We start from the raw sequence: 23077 nt of genomic DNA, 5'->3' as shown, positions 1-23077 counted from the left end.
TTGAATAATCAAACAGAAAGATGCAACAGGTCAAACAAAGTAGCGGTTTTAGTATCAGCGCTATCTCCATCCGCCAACACATTGGCACACTTATGCTTACCCTGGCAGTAATAGTTTTAGGTGTATTTTTTATCGTCAAACTGCCAGTAGATTTACTACCATCAATTACCTATCCCCGGATTGGGGTGCGGATACAAGCTCCCGGCGTTTCTCCAGAAGTTGCGGTTGATGAAGTCACCAAACCCCTAGAAGAAGCCTTTTCCGCCACAGAGGGAGTATTACAGGTTTTTTCCCAAACTCGTGAGGGACAAGTCAGCTTAGATTTGTTCTTCCAACCAGGGGGAAATATTGACCAAGCCTTGAATGATGCAACAGCAGCATTTAACAGAGCCAGAAGCACCTTACCAGATACCATTGAAGAACCGCGCTTATTTAAAGTCGATCCTTCCCAATTACCAGTGTATGAATTGGCGTTAACCTCACCATCCTTAGCAGGTGTGGATTTGCGGGTTTTCGCCGAAGAAGAATTAGCCCGCGAACTCGGTGTAGTTCCCGGAGTCGCCGGGGTAGATGTATCGGGGGGAGTGCAAGAAGAAGTTAGGGTGAATATCGATTTAGACAGGTTACAAGCCTTAGGTGTAGGTTTAACCGATGTCTTAGATGAACTGAGAGACCGTAACGTCGATGTCTCTGGCGGTCGGATTTTAGGGCGAAATTCCGAACCTTTAACCCGGACTGTGGGACGGTTCAAAAATGCTCAGGAACTGAGAAATTTATCTTTTGAAGTAGCTTCAAATCCGGCTAACTCAGCCAGCAATTCCCAAACCACAGTTCCAGCACGCCGCGTTTACTTGCGGGACTTTGCCGAAATTATTGATGGCTCAGAACTACAACGGGTTTACGTTCTTTTGAATGGGGAAGAAGCGGTTAAAGTCAGCATTCAAAAGCAACCAGACGCAAACACCATTGACGTTGTTGATGGTGTAAAAAAACGTTTAGAAGAACTGCGCCAATCTGGGGTGATTCCCGAAGGGACAATTTTGACACCTACCCTAGATGAATCACGGTTTATCCGTAATTCTATTTCCAATGTTACCAGTTCTGGTTTGATTGGGACAGCATTAGCCGCGATCGCAGTTTTACTCTTTCTTGGTTCCCTCCGACAAACATTCATCATCGTCATTGCTATTCCCCTAGCCACTCTCGCCGCAATTATCTTCATGGGAATATTTGGTTTATCCCTCAACGTTTTTAGTTTGGGTGGTTTAGCTTTAGGTGTCGGTATTGTCGTCGATAACTCCATCGTCATGTTGGAGAACATCGCCGAAGGTGCGGGAATGACTCCCGGTAAAGATAGCAAAACCCGCTTGAGTTCGCAGCAACTCATTTCTCAAGCTGAACAAAGTAGCCAAGAAGTAGAATCAGCCCTGATTGCTTCCACCAGTACCAACTTGGTAGCCGTGTTACCGTTTTTGCTCATCGGCGGCTTTATCGCCTTACTCTTCAACGAATTAATTCTCACCATCAGCTTTTCCGTCGCCGCCTCAATTTTAATCGCAGTTACCGTTGTCCCTATGCTTTCTTCGCGGATGTTGGGATGGCGGTTTTCCAGTAGATTGAGTGAATTTTGGCTACTTAAACAATTTAACCGCCAATTTGATGCTGCTACAGGCGGATACGGTCGGTTTTTAGCAGGTATATTGCGCTGGCGGCTAGTTACAGTTGCTATAGTATTACTGCTGTTTGGCGGTGGTAGTTTGTGGATGGCTCCACAAATTCCCCAAGAAATTCTCCCCCGCATCAACACCGGACAAGCCAACTTAAATGCCCAATTTCCCCCCGGTACACCCTTAGAAACCAACCAAAAAGTCATGAATGCGGTGAACGAAATTCTCCGCAGTCAACCAGAAACCGAATATGTATTCACGACAATTGGGGGTGCGCTCTTTGGTAACACTACTAATGCTAATCCCCTGCGAGGTACTAGCAACATTACCCTCAAAACAGGTACTAACGTAGAAGCTTACGTAGAAAGAGTTACCCAGCAATTTAACAAGCTGAATTTAGCCGGAATTCGCCTGCGCCTTTCCCCCGGTCAAGTCCGAGGTTTAATTCTCAACAACTCACCCATCAGAGGTGCTGACATTGATTTGATTCTTCAGGGAAATAACACAGACACCTTAGAACAAGCTGGTCGTCAAGTCTTAGCCGCCTTAGAAGAGCAAGCCACCCTCGCCAGATTCCGTCCTGATGCAGACGACCGTCAACCAGAAATTCAAATTCTACCCGACTGGGAACGAGTTGCAGCCTTAGGACTAACAACTCAAGACATCGGTGGCACAATTCAAACAGCCCTCGAAGGTAGCGTACCCACTCAACTACAACGCGGTAACCGCTTAGTAGATGTTCGCGTACAGTTAGATGAAGCATCAGTACAAGCACCTTCCCAATTAGAAAGGCTACCTTTATTTGTCGATAATAATCGCCAAATTCGCTTGCGAGATGTTGCCAAAATCGTAGAAGCTCAAGCACCCGGAGAAGTACAACGCATTAATCAACGTCAGGTATTCTTAATAGCCGGAAACTTAGCCGAAGGAGCTAGCCTAAGTGACGCTCTCGCCCAAGTAAATAAAGTAGTTAATAGCATAGATTTACCTGAAGGCGTTAGTTTATTACCAAGTACAGCTGCTGAATCTAATCGACAACTTCAAAGTTCATTACAGCTATTAGGCGGATTAGCTAGCTTTTTAGTATTTGTAGTGATGGCGGTACAATACAATTCTCTCATTGACCCCCTAGTAATTATGTTTACTATTCCCTTAGCATTAGCCGGGGGTATATTCGGACTTTACATTACCCAAACAGCCATCGGTGCGACTGTAATAGTTGGTGCAGTTTTACTAGTCGGTATTGTAGTTAACAACGCCATCATCATGGTAGAACTAGCAAACCAAATACTCGAACGGGAAGAAGTTGACCGCAAAACAGCAATTTTAAAAGCAGCACCCCAACGCTTGCGTCCAGTCTTAATGACAACAATTACCACTGTTTTGGGTATGTTTCCCCTAGCCTTAGGCATTGGTGAAGGTTCAGAATTTTTGCAACCATTAGGAGTAGTAGTATTTTCCGGTTTATCTTTAGCAACAGTATTGACCCTGTTTATCATTCCCTGCTTCTACACACTACTCCACGATATTCTTGATTGGCGCTGGACAAAGCCCATTTTGATGCGGTTGCGTTTATTGCGGAAAAAATTTTCCTAAATCTCACTAATTGCTAATATTCTCTCTGCGCTCTCTGCGTTCTCTGCGGTTCAAATAATTGATTTAACCACAGAGGACACAGAGACACAGAGGTAAGAGATTAGATAAGACATCAATCACCCATCAGATAACACCAACTTTTGCAGCCGAGAATTAGGACGATTTAAACGCCGCGATACTACAGCACTCAACAACATCCACCAAGCCACAGGCGAAAAAATCGCTGGATATACCATTGAAAAAAATACCTTTAGCTGTCTCTGCTTCAAAGCCACAATAGACCAATGTAGAATGAGATAATTTTTTGTATTCTCCAACTTGGGTATATGCGATGTATGCTTTTGATTAACTAAGGCATAAATCTTTTCTTTCATCAAAATATTAGTCTCTAAACGTTTAAACAGAGAAAACTTTTGATTATAAGCACCAGGCCAAATTGTCCGGTAAGCAAGACTTTGATTTAGGAATATAGCATCCCCAAACTGGGCAATCCGAATCCAAGAATCGATATCATCACAGTTAGCATCAAGTTGAGAATCCCAACCACCAGATTGCAAAAATGCATTCCGCGAACAAGCTACTTGCACTGGCGTCCCAAAAGGTACTAATTCCAAAAGCATACCGTAATGAATATCCGCTTGAGGAATAGATAAAGCTAACCCTGTACCAAATTTGGCGGTACGGCTGAGTTCCACACCATTACTATCTACCTGCGCCGCAATACAAGAACAAATAACAGCAGTAGGATGAAGTAAAATAACCTTTGCCATCTCTTCTAGACAATTAGGCGCAAGATAATCATCATCATCTAAAAACTTAATCCATTCGCCGCTAGCTTTTTCCACACCTGCATTTACCGTTGCTGCATGACCTTGATTTACAGTATTGCGATGGTAAACAACAGAGTCACCCAAGCTTTTAACATAAGCTTCCGTTTCATCAGAGGAACAGTCATCAGCAACCACCACCTCACAAGGAATCGTTTGGTTAAGCGCTGATGCAATTGCTCGTTTGAGTAAATTTAAGCGATTATAAGTAGTTATAACGACAGTAAATTTCATAATTTTGTCAATAGTCAATAGTCAGTGGTCAGTAGTCAGTAGAAAAAATATCGCTACTAATATCTTGGTTATTCGTCATTTCCTCACTTCGTCAATCGCTTAATTACTAGTAGATCAATGTAACTTATGTAACTTTTTCCTAATTTAATGGTTATAACATTGATGTAATAATTTTTATCTGTAGTAGTTAGGGTGAAGTAAAATCATCCATATCTAACTACTGGACTCTCAGACTGGAATGGATTTATGATTGATGATCGTGAGTTTTTTAAAGCAGACAGGCAATGAACGCTCAAGAGATCATCCGTTCCATTGAAGGGGAACAGCTAAAATCTAATCTGCCCGATATTTATGTGGGCGATACAGTTAAAGTCGGTGTCAAGATTAAAGAAGGTGAGAAATACCGCGTCCAACCTTATGAAGGCGTAGTCATTGCCAAACGTAATGGTGGTATCAACGAAACAATTACAGTCCGTCGGGTATTTCAAGGCGTAGGCGTTGAGCGGGTATTCCTGCTACATTCTCCACGGATTGATAGTATTAAAGTCATGCGTCGTGGTAAAGTACGTCGCGCTAAACTGTACTATCTCCGTCAACGTGTTGGTAAAGCCACTCGGATTAAGCAACGCTTCGATCGCGCTTTGTAATTTACAATTACAAGTATGGGAGAAGCGAGCATCAAAAAGCGGCATCTGCCGCTCACTTGCATTCCAGACAAAAGTAAGGTATGATTAAATCCGGAATTGCGTTAAACTAATAAATGAGTTCAACGCAATCGCTGAATCCAAGACAGCTTGTGCGCTCTTAGTTCAGTTGGTAGAACGCAGGTCTCCAAAACCTGATGTCGGGGGTTCAAGTCCTCCAGGGCGCGCTCAAAAGCAAAAAACACAGCCCGGAATATCAATACAGCTGCTAACATAGCAGCTAGTACTGGTGATTTCGGGTATAATTATTTTGCAGCTTTTTTGCTTCCAGATTTAAGTTGGGATTGACTCAAGCTGTAAACCTGAATCACAATTAGTAGCTTCTAGCTCTAGAGACAACGGGGGGATAAACGGCTGTGGCCAAAAAAAATGAAGCGGAAATCCCAGAAAACACAAATGGGTCAGCCTTAAATAACTTTTTTCAAGGAACCAAAGAAGAACTTGAGAAAGTTGTCTGGCCTAGTCGGAAACAACTGGTGAGCGAATCAGCAGCTGTTTTATTGATGGTGACATTATCCGCATCTTTGATCTATTTGGTCGATGGATTGTTTGGGTGGGCAGCAAAACAGGTGTTCTGATGACTTTTGCAACAGACGAACCACATGACCAGACGTTGCAGTCAGAGGAAGCCGCAGAAGCAGCGCTCAAAGAAGCACGGTGGTATGCGGTGCAAGTAGCCTCAGGCTGTGAAAAACGTGTCAAGACAAACTTGGAACAGCGCATTCAAACTTTTGATGTGGCTGATAAAATTATCCAAGTCGAGATTCCGCACACGCCGGCGGTGAAAATCCGTAAAGATGGCAGTCGCCAAACTACAGAGGAAAAAGTATTCCCTGGTTATGTATTGGTGCGCATGGTGATGAATGATGATACTTGGCAGGTAGTGCGCAACACTTCCCATGTAATTAATTTTGTGGGAGCAGAACAAAAACGCGGCACTGGAAAAGGTCGCGGACATGTTAAGCCAGTACCCCTTGGTCATTCAGAAGTTGAGCGCATCTTCAAACAAACCAGCGAACAGGAGCCAGTTCTGAAAATTGATATGGCGACTGGTGATAAGATAGTTGTGCTTTCTGGGCCGTTTAAAGACTTTGAAGGTGAGGTAATTGAAGTTTCTCCTGAACGGAGTAAGCTCAAAGCCTTACTATCTATTTTTGGACGAGATACACCAGTAGAGTTGGAATTTAATCAGGTAGAGAAACAGAGTTAAATAAAAATGGCAAAGAAAGTAGTAGCGGTCATTAAATTGGCCCTGAATGCTGGAAAAGCCAACCCAGCACCGCCAGTAGGCCCTGCGTTGGGTCAACATGGCGTTAACATCATGATGTTCTGCAAAGAGTACAACGCCAAAACAGCAGACCAAGCTGGGATGGTAATTCCTGTAGAAATATCGGTTTATGAAGACCGGAGTTTTACATTTGTACTCAAGACCCCACCCGCATCAGTACTAATTCGCAAGGCAGCGAAAATTGAGCGTGGCTCTAATGAACCCAACAAAAAGAAAGTTGGTAAAATTACCAGAGCGCAATTACAAGAAATAGCTCAAACCAAACTACCCGACCTCAACGCCAACGATATCGACGCGGCGATGAAGATTGTCGAAGGTACTGCCAAGAATATGGGCGTAACTATAGCAGACTAGTCAATAGTCATTAGTCAATAGTCATTAGTAAAAATTTAGATACAAATGACAAATGACAAATGACCAATGACAAATCACAAAAAATTATCGGGGGAGAGGCGAAGCTTCGGAAGTACCCCAGGAGAGAAGAATGGCAAAAAAAATATCACGGCGCTTGCAGGCATTGCAGGACAAAGTAGAAGATAGAGATTACGCACCCTTAGAGGCGCTAGCACTGCTGAAAGAAACAGCAACAGCAAAATTTCCTGAAGCGGCGGAAGCGCATATTCGCTTAGGGATAGATCCAAAGTATACAGACCAACAATTGCGGACAACTGTAGCACTGCCCAAAGGTACAGGACAAGAAGTACGTGTGGCAGTAATTGCTAGAGGTGAAAAAGTTAACGAAGCCAGTAATGCTGGTGCGGATGTCGTTGGTTCAGAAGAGCTGATTGACGAAATCCAAAAAGGCAGAATGGACTTTGACAAGCTGATTGCGACACCAGATGTCATGCCACAGGTAGCGAAGTTGGGTAAATTGCTCGGGCCCAGAGGCTTGATGCCATCACCCAAAGGTGGTACGGTGACATTTGACGTAGCCAGTGCGATCGCAGAATTCAAAGCTGGTAAATTAGAATTCCGGGCTGACAGAACAGGCATCGTCCATGTTATGTTTGGTAAGGCATCGTTCTCGCCAGAAGATTTGTTAGTCAACCTGAAGGCGTTGCAAGAGACGATTGACCGTAACCGCCCTTCAGGAGCCAAAGGTCGTTATTGGCGCACAGTTTATGTGTCTTCCACAATGGGGCCCTCTATTAAAGTCGATATCAGTGCCCTACGGGATTTAAAACTGACCGAAGCAGCATAATAGGGTCTAGAGATTAGGGGCTAGGGACTAGGGAATAAAAGCCCAATGCCCAATGCCCAATGCCCAATGCCCAATGCCCAATTAAATAAACACAGCCAAAGACAGCAGGGGCCTATGGCTTAATATCCTGCCGAGGTTGCAAATCTAAATTGCCTCAAGTACCGCTAGTGATAGTGTGATGACTATGGCAACAACAGACTTGCTAATAAACCCCGGCTGTCCCAGCTGGGGTTTATTGTTTGAGTTGGTCAGAACAAAACACAACAGTAGGGAAAATCGATGATTTTGCTCTGGGAGGTGAAATAAAAGATGGGTAGAACGCTAGAAAACAAACAAGAGATAGTTGCTGACCTCAAAGAAACTTTGAGCGAGTCAACTCTAGCACTGGTAATTGATTATCAGGGGTTAACTGTGGCTGAAATCACAGACTTACGGCGGCGGCTGCGTCCTAGCGGCACTGTATGTAAGGTAACAAAAAATACCCTGATGGGCATTGCCATTCAAGACCAAGAGCAATGGCAACCATTGTCAGAACTGCTCAAAGGGTCTTCTGCCTTTTTGCTAGTTAAAGACGATTTCTCGTCAGCAATTAAGGCTTACCAAGATTTCCAAAAAGCCACCAAGAAGACAGAACTTCGCGGCGGTGTGATGGAAGGTCGCTTGCTGAAAGAACCTGATGTCAAGGCTCTAGGAGACTTGCCATCTAAGGAACAACTCATGGGTCAAATTGCTGGAGCCATCAACGCTTTGGCTACCAAGATTGCTGTGGGTATCAACGAAGTTCCTGGTTCACTGGCGCGTGCATTGCAAGCAGTTGCTGATGCAGAGAAAGGCGATAGTGCCGATAGTGCTGGCGAATAGACAGTCAAAAGTCAAAAGTCAAAAGTCAAAAGTCAAAAGTCAAAAGTCAAAAGTAGAGTAGTTTTTGACAACTGACAACTGACAACTGACAACTGACAAATAACTAAATCAAACATCATAGGAGTTATATCAATGTCTGCTACAACCGATAACATTTTAGAACAGTTGAAATCTTTGACTTTGTTAGAAGCTGCTGAATTAGTTAAGCAAATTGAAGAAGCTTTTGGCGTAAGTGCAGCTGCACCTGCTGGCGGTATGATGATGATGGCAGCTCCTGGTGCTGCACCTGTTGCTGAAGTAGTTGAAGAGAAGACCGAATTCGACGTAATTCTCGAATCTGTACCTGCTGACAAGAAGATTGCTGTACTGAAGATTGTTCGCGAAATCACTGGCTTAGGTTTGAAAGAAGCTAAGGATTTGGTGGAAGCAGCACCCAAGCCTGTTAAGGAAGGTATTGCTAAGGAAGCTGCTGAAGATGCTAAGAAGCGCATCGAAGAAGCTGGCGGTAAGGTAACTGTGAAGTAATCCAGTTTTTAAAACCTGTTGTTGATTGAGGAGCCAAATAATGTGGCTCCTTTTTTTGTTTTAATTTCTCTTAACCCCAGTTTCAATAATCTTTCATTCCTTAATAGTCAGGGTTTCTGATATATAAAAATAAATGCGATCGCTATTTTTTTGTAAAAAATAATAGCAATTCAAATAATGTTTGCGACACATCAAAATATTCTAGAGGGCATGGCAGTGCCAGTGCCCCTACAATCTGTCGCATTCTTTTTTACAATTGGTATTACTATATTGAAATTGTTATAAAAAATATTGAGTATCTTCACTGTAGTTTGAAAGCGAATAATACACAGAGGATATAGGTGTTAGGAAATAATGTGGTTTGAACTACACTATTGAGTTGAATTATTAAGATAAACTGCCTGGATGTATGTCATTAAACTACTGACTGAAATTAAGTTACAAAGTAAGGATAAACTATGACTATGAGCAAAGAAGGAGCCAAGGTAATTTTATGGGAAGAGAACCAAAAAGATTTCCTCAAAAAATTTTATGATCTACAATTTATTCCCAGGCTGGGAGAGGAAGTTTATCTAAAAAAGGAGAACTGGAAAGTAACGAGAGTTGAACATGATGTAGAAGTTAATGAAATTAATGTCTACTTGCAAATAATCAAAAAAGCCAAGCAGGATAAATAATTTAATTCATCGGCTTACAGGTGACTCGCGTGCAGATGGTAAATGTTTCTGTCACGTAATTAAGCTAGCCAAAATTGAGCGAGAAAGAGAGAGATTTGTCTCATATCAGGACTTACGCAAAATCATGAAAAAACGAACCACGGACTCCAAAGGAGAACCCGAAGGGTAGTAAAGAGAGTTTGGGAGAGTTATTGCGTAAGTCCTACATATAAGTAGGTCGGCGTAATTAAAGACAACTGGCGAGGTCTGTCATTTGTCATTTGTCATTTGTCATTTGTCATTTGTCATTGGTAAGGGTTTCAAGCATGTTTACATTGCGCAATATAGTTTGGTTTATTCCCGCCGACTTACTTATCTAATACCAATTTAAAAAAAGAATGCGACAGATGCGTAGGCGTTGGGATCTTGGGTTACCCTGCGGGAAGGCGCTCCACGTCTACGTTCCTCAAACGCCACTGAGGGAGCCGGGAAACCCGTCCAACGCAGTGGCTCCCCAACCTACATTGAAGTCTAATTTAGGGTTTGAAAACAGTCCCTAGGGCGTGTTTTCAAACTCCAAAAGTAGGTTGCTTGAGGTGAAAGCAACCCAACGAAGTAACGTAAATGTTGGGTTACCCTGCGGGAAGCCGCTCCGCGTCTACGTTCCTCAACCCAACCTACATTGAAGTCTAATTTACGGTTTGAAAACAGTCCCTAGTGGTGGTTAAGATACTTTAAACATCGTGGTAAATTTGGTCTGCGAGTGGGTTTTCAGGCTCAACAGGTAAAAGTACCCTAGCTCACAGATATTCAAGTTGTTAGTATCGATTATTATAAGTGCGTTAGTCTAGAGCATAAAATACTTAGATACCTGGTTTTTTAAAAAAGTCGGGGAGCTAAATCCATCTGATGTTTTTTAATTACAAATTACCATGAACCTGTTGAACGATCGCTATCAAGTTATCCGCACGTTGGGTGCTGGTGGGTTTGGGGAAACCTATCTTGCAGAGGATACTTATATGCCCTCAAAGCGCCGTTGTGTGGTAAAACAACTCAGACCGATTCAAAATAATCCCCAGATTTATCAACTGGTGCAAGAACGGTTTCAACGAGAAGCGGCGATTTTAGAAACTTTGGGCGGTGCGACTGACCAAATCCCAACTTTATATGCCTATTTTGAAGCAAAGGAACAATTTTATCTGGTGCAAGAATGGGTGGAGGGAGATACTTTAACAGGGAGGGTACAACAGCAAGGTTTATTTAGTGAAGGCGCTGTCCAAGAATTATTGCTAAATTTGTTACCTGTATTAGAATACGTTCACGGTAAATATATTGTTCACCGAGATATTAAACCAGATAATATTATTCTCCGCCATCGTGACGGTAAACCCGTACTGATAGATTTTGGTGCGGTGCGGGAATCGATGGGAACTGTGGTGAATTCCCAAGGAAATCCTACCAGTTCAATTGTGATTGGTACGCCGGGATTTATGCCTAGCGAACAAGCCGCAGGTAGACCGGTTTATTCTAGTGATTTATATAGTGTGGGGATGACGGTAATTTATTTGCTGACGGGGAGACAACCGCAGCAAATAGAAACAGATCCGCAAACGGCGGATATTATTTGGCGACAATATGCTAGTCATATTAGCCCCATGATGGCAGAGATTATCGATCGCGCGATCGCTTATCATCCCCGCGATCGCTATCCTACTGCTAGAGCGATGCTAGATGCTTTACAGAGCATATCTAACTCCATTGCACCAACGCAACCATTCTACCAGCCGCAGGTGAATTCTGTACCACTAGCGCCAACGGTTCCTGTGAGTCCTGGGGCGATAACGGAACCGCCAAAAACTGAACCGCCAAGAACCGAACCGCCAAGAACTGAACCGCCAAGAACTGAACCACCCAGAACGGAAAGTAATAATCGCAACGCTTTTATTACCGGGGGTTTAATTGCTGGGGGTTTAATTGCTGCGTCTATAATTCTGAGTCAAGTGTTAAAACCTACTCCACAAGTAGCACAAACAACAGTCACACCGACAGATACCTCATCAAATGCGACATCTCCAATTACACAAACTCCCACTAGTTCGCCATCGCCCATCGCTCAACCCACTGTAACACCGCAAGCGACGCCTACGGCAACCCTTTCGGGGAACGCTACTCCTACTCCCACATTTTCAGCTTCTACAAATACATATACACCACCAACTAATAACGCTACAACTAACGATTATTCTTGGCTTTCCCAAAGGGCTGTGACTGATGCAGATTTAGCGGGTAAAGATGGTTTTGAATTAGATATTATGCGTAATTGGGTATTTGCAATTCATGGTAGACAGTTTGATACTCCCGGCATACAAGATTACTTTAATAATCAACCTTGGTATCAACCGACATATTCACCAAAACAATTTCCTAATCGATTATTAAATCGTATAGAAATTCGTAATGCCGATTATATTGCCAAATACCAAGACCGTTATAACTTGCGTTATTTTAGGAAATAGAAATTGGTATTTTGATGCCAAAAAAATTTTGAATAGCAAGACCGATGGTAGCATCACCTAACGGCAGCTTTTCATCGAGTAAATATTGCTGATTTTCCCAAAGTATACGCAGTTCTTGCTGTTTATCTAAAAGCTGTTCTTCAGGGAATAGCTCAAGATTATCGTCATATTTTACCATTTCTAATGTTTTAACAAAATTATATTCAGAAAATATAATCTGTTTTTCCCATTCCTCATTTTCTCCTTCTAACCAAGCCCATGTTGATTGACATCCATCTGATAGCCAAGAAAGTTTTCTAATGATACTTCCTGCTTGGGAATGTTCATACTCAAATTGATCGTTACTAGTCTCAACACTAATAAAAATTGTTTCCCCAAACTCTAAAGAAATATCTTGAGTAAAGTAGAATCCAGGCTCAAATAGTCCATGAATATAATCTTGGTGGAAATTGCAGACAATCCATTCTGATTCGGAAAATGTCTCTACTCTAGAAAATTTTTCTTGGAGTTTTGTTACAGATTCTTGAGTTTTGATAAAGAAAGAATTATAAAATAAGCTCATATTTGAATTGTGGTAGTAATTTAAGTTTGATCGAGTATATAGCCGACTTTCAGATCCCCGACTTCTTTTAGAAGTCGGGGATCTATACAGCAAAAATTTTCACTATTTATATAGTTATAAGCACAATTTCGGATAATTGGGTAGGGTAAAAGATGCTAAAAAAAGCACAGGATATATATTAATTATCAATGCCCAATGCCCAATGCCCAATGCCCCATGCCCAATTTATTAAAATATATCTTTGCGCTTTTGTAACCAAAAAGTAATAGTTAAATAAATGGCGGCATGTAATAATAAAAATCCCCAATTTAAATGTAAATTGCCCCATGTTGCTTCGTAAACTGCTGTGGGTTCAAATGGTTGGGGGACTGTACTGCCATCAGGTAATTTGGTTGGTTCGGGGACTAAACCGTTGACATTTACTAAAGCACCATAAGCCCCTACAGACCAACGACTTAACATCAGCCATGATAATGTTTTATTTAGATCGCCAGTTGTTTTAAATAATACTCCAGAAAAGATAATTTGGGGTAGTAAAAGTAATGGTAAAGCGCTATTAGCTTGACTACTATTTTTCACACATGCTGAGATTAATAAACCTAAGCTAAAACTAGCTAATAAGGTGAGAAAAGTTGTAATTGCTAATCCTATCGGCCAAAAAATTAATTCCGAACTTGGAGATTTAAAGCCAACGAGGATGACTATTAGCATTAATAAAGTTTGCGCGATCGCTAAAATTGAAAGGATGGTAACTTTCGAGCTAAGATAAGCTAATAATCCTAAATTAACTAGCCTTTCTCTTAAATAAATTGCTGCTTCTTTGACAATTTCTTGCAAAGAACTAGACAGTCCTACCCATAAAGCAGCACAAGTAAAGACAAACAATACTTGCAAAGCTAAGGGTGCAAGTTTGGGATCTGGTTCTGCGCCTAAAACAAAGGGTATTTTATCTTTAATTGCTAAAGTAATTAAACCAATACCGATAGGTGCGGTTAAAAGTGAGAGGAGAAGATTAACGCGATCGCGTAAAATTAATTGCCAATATCGTTGCGTTAATAAAAACCACTGTTGTAAAAAGGAAACTTTTTTGCGTGTTGGTGCTAAAGACTTTGATGGCTGTGGAGTTACAGTATTGATTTGATTGCCAATATAACGTTGATAAAACGGTGATTGCTGAAATAAAGTGGCATAGTTAACAACTGCTTGTTCTTGTTCGAGTTTAATATAAATATCGGCAAAGTCACTCACGCCAAAAAACTTCAAAGCTTCTTGGGGTGTACCAAAATAGCACAGTCTACCACCTAAACCGAGAAACACAATGCGATCGCATTCGGTAATATTAGCTGTTGCATGGGTGACTAAAATAATCGTTCTTCCCCCTTGATGGGCTAAATCCTTTAATAGCTGCATCATCTGCTTATCTAAGCCGGGATCTAATCCAGAGGTGGGTTCATCTAAAAAGAACAATTTGGGGTCAGCTAATAATTCTACGCCAATACTCACCCGTTTGCGTTGTCCGCCACTGAGATCGCTCACTAAAGCATGACGCCGATGAGTCATTTTAATTGCTTCTAGCGCCTGTTCTACCAGTGGTTGCAACTGGATATCTGGTGGTAAGCGCAATTTAGCTGCATAGGTGAGTACCTCAGCAACGGTCAATTCTCGGTGGATAATATCATCTTGGGGAACATAACCAATTTGGGTGCGGTACAAATTAAAGTTTTTTTGCAAATCTTCACCATTAATCTGCACTTCACCTTTTGTAATTTTCTCAATTCCTAACAGCGTCCGCATTAATGTAGATTTACCCGCACCACTTCCCCCGACTAAAGCAACAAATTGTCCCGGTTCAATTGCAAAAGATAAATTATCTAATCGCCGCTTACCGTTAGTTTCTAAAAGTATATTCTGTGCATCTAGACGAATGCGATCGCCTTGATCGAGAATTTCTAAATTATCATCGCGCACCACCAAAGTAAACGGCCCGATGCGGATTTTCGCCCCATTTGACAGTACAGCCGTTCCCATGACTTGTTTACCGTCAATAAACACCCCATTGGTGCTGTAATCTCGCAGAATATAGCGTCCTTGTCCATCAGTATCAATGGTTGCGTGACGCCGAGAAACCGTAGGCGCATCTAACTGTAAACTAGCTTGAGGATCGCGTCCGAGTAAAATTGATCGCTGTTTTAACGAAATTGCCCGAATTGCTGGTGTAGTTACTGAATGGGCGTTAGCAGGATTGCCGTATCTAATTTGAATCAGTTGATTTGGGTTTTGGGCAATTTGAATTTCTACACCATGGGTTAAACAATAGCCTTCTTTGGGGGTAATTAGGGAATGATTGACATATAGCTTATTACTACTCGCTTTTTGCCCATCGCCGTCATAAATGCGGTAATCTGCGCCTTCTTGACATAACACCGCTTGACAACGGGAAACTACTTCCCAATGTTGGGGTACTAGTAAATCGCTGGTACTGGGATCTCGTCCCAAAATATGCTGTGGCTTTTTGAGTTCAAAGTAGAGAATTTCACCTTGGTTGTTTAATTCTATAAAAGGATTGGAGCTAAAAACAGTCCGACTTTGGGAAGGTGGCTGCACCATAAATTGCTTAAGGGGCTAGGGGCTAGGGGCTAGAAATTTTCATGGACAGGTTTGTGAGATTTTCTCGTGAATGGCTGTTTTTCATCAATTCTGGTGTACGCAGTTCATGATGGCTACTTACTCTGAAATTTCGCTGGTTAACAGTAATAGTTGTCTACTTATCAAAAATTAATTTTTTACGCAAAAACTAAATTAATTACAGGTACTAAAAGTTTATGATATTGAACAGCTAAATATAAATTATATGTAAAAAATAGGCAATTACAACATTAGATATTGATTAAATAATGAATATATTGAGGAATTATTCTGAGTTTTATCCTGCGTAGTCCGGCGCATAGGTTAGACAGTCATCGCTAAATTCAGCAATGCCAAATAGCAAAGTCCAGTTTGATTTTTGAAAAAAGCCTACTCTGATACTTTTCCATTACCCGTTCTGTGTTTGCTCTGTTTACGAGTAAGTTCACAAATCAAAGAGGAGTGTTTATGACCGTGACATTATTAAATAATCGTTATCAAGTTTTGCGAGTGCTAGGGAGTGGAGGATTTGGGGAAACTTTTTTAGCCGAAGATACTCAAATGCCTTCTAATCGCCGTTGTGTGATTAAACAACTTAAGCCTATAGCCAATAATCCCCAGGTTTACCAATTAATTCAACAACGCTTTCAGCAAGAAGCAGCCATATTAGAAGAACTAGGCGATCGCAGCAATCAAATACCCAAACTATATGCCTATTTTATCGACAATGGGCAATTTTACTTAGTCCAAGAATATATTGAAGGACAAACCTTAACCCAAAAAATCCAACAGCAAGGGGTATTAAGTGAAATTGCTGTTAAGGGAATATTAATTGATATTTTACCAATTCTAGAATTTATTCATAGCAAGCATATAGTTCATCGAGATATTAAACCAGATAATATAATTTTGCGTTTCGCTGATGGCAAGCCCATATTAATTGATTTTGGTGCGGTAAAAGTATCAATGGGCACAATTATGACCGCATCTGGTAACTCCACCCCATCAATTGTCATTGGAACGCCGGGATTTATGCCGATGGAACAATCGGTAGGTAGGCCAGTATTTTCCAGCGATATCTATAGTTTAGGACTGACAGCGATTTATTTACTGACAGGGAAAATACCCTCAGAATTTCCCACAAATCCGGCTACAGGGGATATTCTCTGGCGAAATTTTGCGTTTAATATTAGCCCAGATTTTGCGGCTGTATTGGATAAAGCTGTACAACAATCACCACGCGATCGCTATCTTACTGCTAGAGATATGTTAATCGCATTGCAAAATCCCGTTGCGCCCACTGTACCTGTTATACCCACCGTACCCCCTACTAATCCCACAGTAATTGCCACACCAGTCAACGGAGGACATGTTTCAACGCCAACAGTTCCATCTCCACCCCCTGTATATCAGCCGCCAATTTCTTACTCTCCAGAACCAGTACCATCTCCTAAAAGTTTGGCTACTTGGCAACAAGGGGTAATTATTGGTAGTGTAATTGGCTCATTAGTTGTCGGTGGTATATGGTTAGTCAGAGGGCAATTATCTAGTCCAACTCAACCATCAATAAATGTAGCCACATCTCCTACACCAACCAGATCGCCAAGCTTAAATTCATCTAATAATTCACCTAATATCAATGAGCAACAATCAACTCCCCCAACATCCAAAGTAGTTGATTCAAACTCTTCTAATTATAATCGTCAAATTAATACTCCCTCAACACCTATTTACACAGAAAAACCAACCACATCTGAGAATAATTCAACCAGGGTAGAAACACCTGTAACATCAACAGCAACACTCACAGAAGCAGGAGCAAAAAATGTAATTAATAATTGGTTAAAAGCCAAGCAAGTTATGTTTGCACCACCCTACAATCCTCAACCCGCTTCTGAGTTAACTACTGGTCAACAATACGAGCAAGTTGCTGGCTATGATGGTTCAATCAACTCCCTCAAAACTGACGGTCATTATTATCAATATGGCTTACAACAAATTGATGGAGTAGACGAGTTTTCTGTTAACGGTAACCAAGCGACTATTCAAGTAAAAGTTACTGAAGACCGCACGCTTTTTGATAGAAATGGCAATATTATCCCTAAAGAAACTGATTTTAAAACTAGAACAGTCAAATATACTTTACAGTTTGTAGATCAACGTTGGAAAATAGCCTCTACGCAAATAATTAGTAACTAATTAGCAAATAATTCATAAATTATCATGAGATTTTTCTCAAAATTACCTTATATTGTGAGAATTTTAGCGATTGCTACAATTGTGGCATTTGGTATTATCCTGTGCGGTACTTTAATGATGAGATTTTCTACCTCAAATGTACCCGTGCAAGCTAAAACTTATCCAACGGTAACAACTACAGTCACAGCGCAACCCAACTCAGAACCTATAGCTTTACCAACGGCGAATATTCCTACTAATTCCACACCCTTAGAAATTAGTAGAACCTTGCAAATTGAGAAAACCAAACATCAAAATACAACAACATCATCAAATCAAATTGCTTACGGGCATTTTCCTTATGCACAAGCCGATAGTAGCCAAATGATGCTGATTGGTAGCTATGCAACAGGTGCAGATCAGCGCTTTGAATCTTTAAATACCGAAGCTGTACAAGCATTTATGAAAATGACTTATGCAGCCAGAGAAGTAGGTGTTTGGATTATTCCTGTATCTGGATTTCGGACTATAGAACAACAAGAAAAATTATTTCAAAACCAAATTAAACGCCGGGGTTCTGAACAAGCAGCCGCAAAAATTAGCGCACCCCCTGGACATAGCGAACATCATACAGGTTTTGCTTTAGATTTAACAGATGGTAAATCTCCGAAAAAAGATATTACTTTAGCATTTGAAAATACAGATGCTTATCGTTGGTTGACTAAACATGCTCAAGAATTTGGCTTTGAACTGTCTTTTCCTCCCAACAATAAACAAGGTGTCAGTTTTGAACCTTGGCACTGGCGATATGTAGGTTCAGCAAATGCAGCCGCAGTATTTGCTAATGCGAGAAATCAGCAATAAATAAGAAGTTGGAAATTTTGCCATCATGGAAATACATACACCTAAATAAAAATAAAGATATTATGACTCAAGCTGTACCAAAAATAGTTACTTTTGATGAATTTATTGCTTGGTATCCCGAAAACTCTGGGGTACGCTACGAACTGCACAATGGGGAAATTGTCGAAATGTCACAGCCAACAGGGAAACATGAGAAAGTAAAAGGGTTTTTGGTAAGAAAGCTATCTGTGGAGTTTGACAGGTTAAATCTTCCCTACTTTATCCCTAATCAAGCGATAGTAAAACCTCCAGCAAGAGAATCAGGTTATTTCCCAGATGTTTTGATCGTAAATGATGCAGCTTTAGCCTCGGAACCTCTTTGGGAAAAATCTTCCACTATTATCAATGGTGCATCAATCCCTTTAGTTATAGAGGTTGTAAGTACTAATTGGCGAGACGATTATTATTTAAAACTTGCTGATTACGAGGAAATGGGTATTCCTGAATATTGGGTTGTTGACTATGCAGCGTTAGGTGCGAGAAAATTTATTGGCAATCCTAAACAACCTACTTTTTCACTTTATCAATTGATTAATGGTGAATATCAAGTTACTCAATTTCGGGGTAGCGATCAAATTCAGTCTCCAACATTCCCGGAATTAAATTTAACAGTAGAGCAGATATTTATAGCAGGATAATAACCTGATATTTTCATAGGCGTGGTGAAGCGATCTCCAATCAATAACTAAACATTCTCTGCATTGTTTTGTTTCTACGTCTCCCTTCCCTTCAGCAAAGCTATCTTGTTTAAATCTCAAACCCAACATGCTATAAAATATACAATTGATATCCTGATTCTGACTGGCTAACGCCAACTTATGCAAACGCTGCTTAACAATCGCTATCAAGTAATTGATACCTTAGGGGGCGGTGGATTTGGTGAAACTTTCTTAGCAGAAGATACCCAAATGCCCTCTAGGCGTCGCTGTGTAATTAAACAACTTAAACCAATTCAAAATAATCCCCAGGTTTATCAACTGGTACAAGAACGGTTTCAAAGAGAAGCAGCGATTTTAGAAGATTTAGGTGGCGCTACAGACCAAATACCCGCCTTATATGCCTATTTTCAGTCAGAAGGGCAATTTTATGTAGTTCAGGAGTTGATTCAAGGTCAAACTCTGACTGCAAAGATGCAACAGCTAGGAAGATTTAGTGAAAGTGCTGTTAAAGAAATATTAGTAAATTTATTACCAGTTTTAGAGTATATTCACTCAAAGCGGATTATTCACCGCGATATTAAACCAGATAATATTATTTTGCGCGATCGCGACGGTAAACCCGTACTGATAGATTTTGGTGCAGTGCGGGAAACAATGGGCACAGTATTTAATTCCCAAGGCAATCCTACCAGTTCAATTATCATTGGTACACCCGGTTATATGCCCAGCGAACAAGCAATGGGGAGACCGGTATTTTCCAGCGATTTATATAGTTTAGGTATGACAGCAATTTATTTGCTGACGGGGAAACAACCACAAGAATTAGAAACAGATCCAAGAACAGGGGAAATTATTTGGTCTCATTATGCATTAAACGTGAGTCCAACATTAGCAGGAGTAATTGATAAAGCGATCGCCTATCATCCACGCGATCGCTTCGCTACAGCTAGAGAAATGCTACAAGCCTTGCAAATTGGCGCAAATACATTTCCACCCACACAGCCTTATAATCCTCAACCAGTAGCATCAACACCACAGACAATTTCTGTTAGCCCAGGCGTATCTTATCAACCTACGAATTCAGATAAAACCAAAAATGGGATGTTTTTAGTAATTTTGATATTTTTTGGTTTAATTGGTGTGGGTGCGATCGCTATTTATATCAAGACTACGTCAGTCACTCAGACTGCCACATTTCCAACAAATCAACCGTTATCTCGTGGTTGGATTAGGCTTGGTGCTGTTAATAATACTGTAGGTACTGCCACAGTTGGAGAAACTCTAATTTCCACAAATCAACCTATTACAATCAGCCCCTCTGTTGTTCCTCAAGTTGGTACTCAGGTGACAGTGATTAATGGAGTCAATGTTAGGAAAAATAAACCACAAAAACCTAATTATGAATTACCAGAAAAAGTTAGTACTTTAGCAAATGGCGAGAAAATAGTTATTCTGAACTTAGATTATTTTATCGATCCAACCTCTACTTCTCCATATACTGCTGTTTGGGCAGAAGTCGGCTTGCCAAATTAACAATAAACACGTAATTATAAGTTCATAATATTCAATTAGGCATTAAGTAAAAATAAGTAGTGCGAGCATCTTGCTCGCGCGGGCAAGATGCCCGCACTACAAATATTAAATTGTTCAACGTATTTTTACACGACTCCTTAGTAGATTTTGCCTTTAATGCAACATGCTATAAAATATACAATTGATATCCTGATTCTGACTGGCTAACGCCAACTTATGCAAACGCTGCTTAACAATCGCTATCAAGTAATTGATACCTTAGGGGGCGGTGGATTTGGTGAAACTTTCTTAGCAGAAGATACCCAAATGCCCTCTAGGCGTCGCTGTGTGATTAAACAACTCAAACCGATTCAAAATAATCCCCAGGTTTATCAACTGGTACAAGAACGGTTTCAAAGAGAAGCAGCGATTTTAGAAGATTTAGGTGGCGCTACAGACCAAATACCCGCCTTATATGCCTATTTTCAGTCAGAAGGGCAATTTTATGTGGTTCAGGAGTTGATTCAAGGTCAAACTCTGACTGCAAAGATGCAACAGCTAGGAAGATTTAGTGAAAGTGCTGTTAAAGAAATATTAGTAAATTTATTACCAGTTTTAGAGTATATTCACTCAAAGCGGATTATTCACCGCGATATTAAACCAGATAATATTATTTTGCGCGATCGCGACGGTAAACCCGTACTCATAGATTTTGGTGCAGTGCGGGAAACAATGGGAACGGTATTTAATTCCCAAGGGCTACCTACCAGCTCGATTATCATTGGTACACCCGGTTATATGCCCAGCGAACAAGCTATGGGGAGACCGGTATTTTCCAGCGATTTATATAGTTTAGGCATGACAGCAATTTATTTGCTGACGGGGAAACAACCACAAGAATTAGAAACAGATCCGCGAACAGGCGAAATAATTTGGTCTCATTATGCATTAAACGTGAGTCCAACATTAGCAGGAGTGATCGATAAAGCGATCGCCTATCATCCACGCGATCGCTTCCCTACAGCTAGAGAAATGCTACAAGCCTTGCAAATTGGCGCAAATACCTTTCCTCCCACACAACCTTATAACCCTCAACCAGTAGCATCAACACCACCAACAATCCCAGTTAGTCCAGGTGTATCTTATCAACAGCAGACAATTCCCGTTAGTCCTGGTGGATCTTATCAACCAACTAATCCTCAGCCTACAAATAACGGACAAAAAGGAGTCTTAATCGCCAGTTTAATCGCAGGTGGCTTGATTGTGGGTGCAGCTATAATTGGTTTTGCGATCGCTAATAATAAACAACCGCAAATAGCACAGTCCCCACAGCCATCTAACGAATCTGCAACAATCCGCAATCAACCCCAAGAAACCGCTACACCAAATACCACCATTCCCAGTCCTACCCCATCTGTGCAAGTTTCTCCCATAACACCAACATCAGTTGAACGTCCATCACCAGAACAAGCGATACAAGATTATTTTGCAATTATCAATCAAGGTCAATTTCCAACTTCATGGAATCTGCTAGCACCCAGCTATCAAAATAATCGCAAACTTCACCCCAACGGCTATCTTTCCTATATAGATTGGTGGGGAAATAGAGTCCAAAGCGTATATGTTTCACAAGTTAATTTACTACAAGCCAACGAAAATGCAGCTACACTTAATACTAATTTAGAATATACGATGAAAACAGGAAAAATTGTCCCAGCCAAGGTGACTTTTCTATTATTATGGGATGCTGAAAATCGCAGATGGGTTGTTGGTGATACTAGATAATTTGCTCACAAGCCAATAGTCAATGGGGTAAAAAAGCAAATTCTGATTTGATATGCCATCGCTTACATTCGTGAATTAATAATGTTACCTTATCAGCAATAAAATCAAAATATAACTGGCGATTTGCAAATTCTGGCCAAGCTGCTTGAAAATTTTGTCTGGTTAAATCGCGGAAAGCAACTGTCATGTGGGGTGTAAAGCGGTGGTTTTTACCTTCCTTGTCTACAATACCCAAATTTGCTTCGACAACGGCTTTTAAGTCTGCTTGCAAATTCAGCAATTCTTGGCTTTGCACCACATCTATATAGATGACATGGGGTGGAAAAGCTGCAAACCCATTCAGAGTAATTGGTAGCGACTGTTTTTGACTCGCAAACTCCGCCAGAGTAGCTTCTATTTTAGATACATCACGATTTGCCCATTTAAAAGGCTGTTGTAGCGTAATGTGCGGCGGGGACTTTTGCGCGTGTCGGCTGGCGTAATTATCAGCAAAATACTGCTTGATTTCGTTGGCGTAATCTTGAATATCTTGCGGTGGTAACAAAGCTATGAAAAACAGGCTCATTTAATTTTAAGGTAGAGGGCAGATCGCAGAAGGGGAAGGACTTAGGGACTTCCAAATAAAAAACATCCCAATCATTAACTTATACCAATTGGAAAAAAGAAGGCGACAGATTGTAGGGGCACTGGCACTGCCATGCCCTCGATAATATTTTGATGTGTTGCAAAGATTATTTGAATTGGTATTACCAAGCCCGCAACTCGTAGGGCTTGGGTT

The 23077-nt window shown here is 41.0% G+C and carries 19 protein-coding genes, 1 tRNA gene and 1 other annotated feature; of the genes, 16 read left to right on the top strand and 4 right to left on the bottom strand.

Going from position 1 to position 23077, the window contains the following annotated elements:
• Window positions 1-20 precede the first annotated feature (20 nt).
• Entirely contained in the window at window positions 21-3263 is a 3243-nt protein-coding gene (locus AACW45_RS17690; RefSeq protein ID WP_190633813.1) for an efflux RND transporter permease subunit, read from the top strand.
• A gap of 116 nt (window positions 3264-3379) precedes the next feature.
• Here the strand turns inward: AACW45_RS17690 and AACW45_RS17685 are convergent, their stop codons facing one another.
• Window positions 3380-4324: a glycosyltransferase family 2 protein gene (locus AACW45_RS17685; RefSeq protein WP_190633812.1), complete on the bottom strand. Its 945-nt coding sequence runs from the start codon at window positions 4322-4324 to the stop codon at window positions 3380-3382.
• 284 nt (window positions 4325-4608) lie between these two features.
• Between AACW45_RS17685 and rplS the strand changes: the two genes are divergently transcribed.
• The 10 genes from rplS (at window position 4609) to AACW45_RS17635 (ending at window position 12075) form a co-directional block, all read left to right on the top strand.
• Window positions 4609-4971 carry a 50S ribosomal protein L19 gene (rplS, locus tag AACW45_RS17680; protein WP_190633811.1) on the top strand — a complete coding sequence of 121 codons (363 nt, stop codon included), beginning with the start codon at window positions 4609-4611 and terminating at the stop codon, window positions 4969-4971.
• Window positions 4972-5122: 151 nt separating this feature from the next.
• Window positions 5123-5195 (top strand) — tRNA-Trp (locus AACW45_RS17675).
• 189 nt (window positions 5196-5384) lie between these two features.
• Window positions 5385-5606 carry a preprotein translocase subunit SecE gene (secE, locus tag AACW45_RS17670; protein WP_096646275.1) on the top strand — a complete coding sequence of 74 codons (222 nt, stop codon included), beginning with the start codon at window positions 5385-5387 and terminating at the stop codon, window positions 5604-5606.
• Window positions 5606-6238: a transcription termination/antitermination protein NusG gene (gene nusG / locus AACW45_RS17665; RefSeq protein ID WP_096646274.1), complete on the top strand. Its 633-nt coding sequence runs from the start codon at window positions 5606-5608 to the stop codon at window positions 6236-6238. The genes secE and nusG overlap by 1 nt, the downstream gene beginning before the upstream one ends.
• A 6-nt stretch (window positions 6239-6244) precedes the next feature.
• The gene (rplK, locus tag AACW45_RS17660) at window positions 6245-6670 is read left to right on the top strand and encodes a 50S ribosomal protein L11 (protein WP_045868213.1); all 426 of its coding nucleotides are present in this window, start codon (window positions 6245-6247) and stop codon (window positions 6668-6670) included.
• Window positions 6671-6800: 130 nt separating this feature from the next.
• Complete coding sequence (rplA, locus tag AACW45_RS17655) at window positions 6801-7517, top strand: 50S ribosomal protein L1 (RefSeq protein WP_096646273.1); 717 nt, start codon at window positions 6801-6803, stop codon at window positions 7515-7517.
• 77 nt (window positions 7518-7594) lie between these two features.
• Window positions 7595-7763, top strand: a sequence feature (ribosomal protein L10 leader region).
• Between the two features lie 63 nt (window positions 7764-7826).
• Window positions 7827-8378, top strand: coding sequence for a 50S ribosomal protein L10 (gene rplJ / locus AACW45_RS17650; RefSeq protein WP_096646272.1), 552 nt, complete (start codon window positions 7827-7829; stop codon window positions 8376-8378).
• 132 nt (window positions 8379-8510) lie between these two features.
• A complete protein-coding gene (gene rplL, locus AACW45_RS17645) occupies window positions 8511-8903 on the top strand; it encodes a 50S ribosomal protein L7/L12 (RefSeq protein ID WP_190633810.1) in 393 nt (130 codons plus the stop codon).
• Window positions 8904-9361: 458 nt separating this feature from the next.
• A complete protein-coding gene (locus tag AACW45_RS17640) occupies window positions 9362-9580 on the top strand; it encodes a hypothetical protein (protein ID WP_242045710.1) in 219 nt (72 codons plus the stop codon).
• Between the two features lie 905 nt (window positions 9581-10485).
• Complete coding sequence (locus AACW45_RS17635) at window positions 10486-12075, top strand: protein kinase domain-containing protein (protein WP_190633861.1); 1590 nt, start codon at window positions 10486-10488, stop codon at window positions 12073-12075.
• On the opposite strand, the gene AACW45_RS17630 is transcribed toward AACW45_RS17635, so the two are convergent.
• On the bottom strand, window positions 12065-12637 hold the full coding sequence (locus tag AACW45_RS17630) for a hypothetical protein (protein ID WP_190633809.1): 573 nt from the start codon (window positions 12635-12637) through the stop codon (window positions 12065-12067). The two genes, AACW45_RS17635 and AACW45_RS17630, sit on opposite strands and share 11 nt — an antisense overlap.
• A gap of 228 nt (window positions 12638-12865) precedes the next feature.
• Window positions 12866-15244 carry an ATP-binding cassette domain-containing protein gene (locus AACW45_RS17625; protein WP_190633808.1) on the bottom strand — a complete coding sequence of 793 codons (2379 nt, stop codon included), beginning with the start codon at window positions 15242-15244 and terminating at the stop codon, window positions 12866-12868.
• A gap of 486 nt (window positions 15245-15730) precedes the next feature.
• On the opposite strand from AACW45_RS17625, the gene AACW45_RS17620 reads away from it, so the two are divergent.
• The 5 genes from AACW45_RS17620 to AACW45_RS17600 all read left to right on the top strand — a co-directional run bounded on the left by AACW45_RS17620 (window position 15731) and on the right by AACW45_RS17600 (window position 22299).
• Complete coding sequence (locus tag AACW45_RS17620; RefSeq protein ID WP_190633807.1) at window positions 15731-17461, top strand: protein kinase domain-containing protein; 1731 nt, start codon at window positions 15731-15733, stop codon at window positions 17459-17461.
• A 24-nt stretch (window positions 17462-17485) separates the two neighbouring features.
• Window positions 17486-18304 carry a M15 family metallopeptidase gene (locus AACW45_RS17615; RefSeq protein ID WP_242045709.1) on the top strand — a complete coding sequence of 273 codons (819 nt, stop codon included), beginning with the start codon at window positions 17486-17488 and terminating at the stop codon, window positions 18302-18304.
• A 62-nt stretch (window positions 18305-18366) separates the two neighbouring features.
• Window positions 18367-18981 (top strand): Uma2 family endonuclease, encoded by a 615-nt coding sequence (locus AACW45_RS17610; protein ID WP_190544072.1) that lies wholly within the window; start codon window positions 18367-18369, stop codon window positions 18979-18981.
• A gap of 180 nt (window positions 18982-19161) precedes the next feature.
• Window positions 19162-20535 carry a serine/threonine-protein kinase gene (locus tag AACW45_RS17605; RefSeq protein WP_190633806.1) on the top strand — a complete coding sequence of 458 codons (1374 nt, stop codon included), beginning with the start codon at window positions 19162-19164 and terminating at the stop codon, window positions 20533-20535.
• A gap of 216 nt (window positions 20536-20751) precedes the next feature.
• A complete protein-coding gene (locus AACW45_RS17600) occupies window positions 20752-22299 on the top strand; it encodes a serine/threonine-protein kinase (protein ID WP_190633805.1) in 1548 nt (515 codons plus the stop codon).
• Between the two features lie 19 nt (window positions 22300-22318).
• Here the strand turns inward: AACW45_RS17600 and AACW45_RS17595 are convergent, their stop codons facing one another.
• Entirely contained in the window at window positions 22319-22864 is a 546-nt protein-coding gene (locus tag AACW45_RS17595; protein ID WP_190633804.1) for a 2'-5' RNA ligase family protein, read from the bottom strand.
• Window positions 22865-23077: the final 213 nt, after the last annotated feature.

The organism is Calothrix sp. FACHB-168 (assembly GCF_963889195.1).
GTDB lineage: Bacteria > Cyanobacteriota > Cyanobacteriia > Cyanobacteriales > Nostocaceae > Aulosira > Aulosira anomala_A.
Note: the sequence above shows the minus strand (reverse complement) of the source record. Positions and strands in the feature narration are given on the sequence as shown.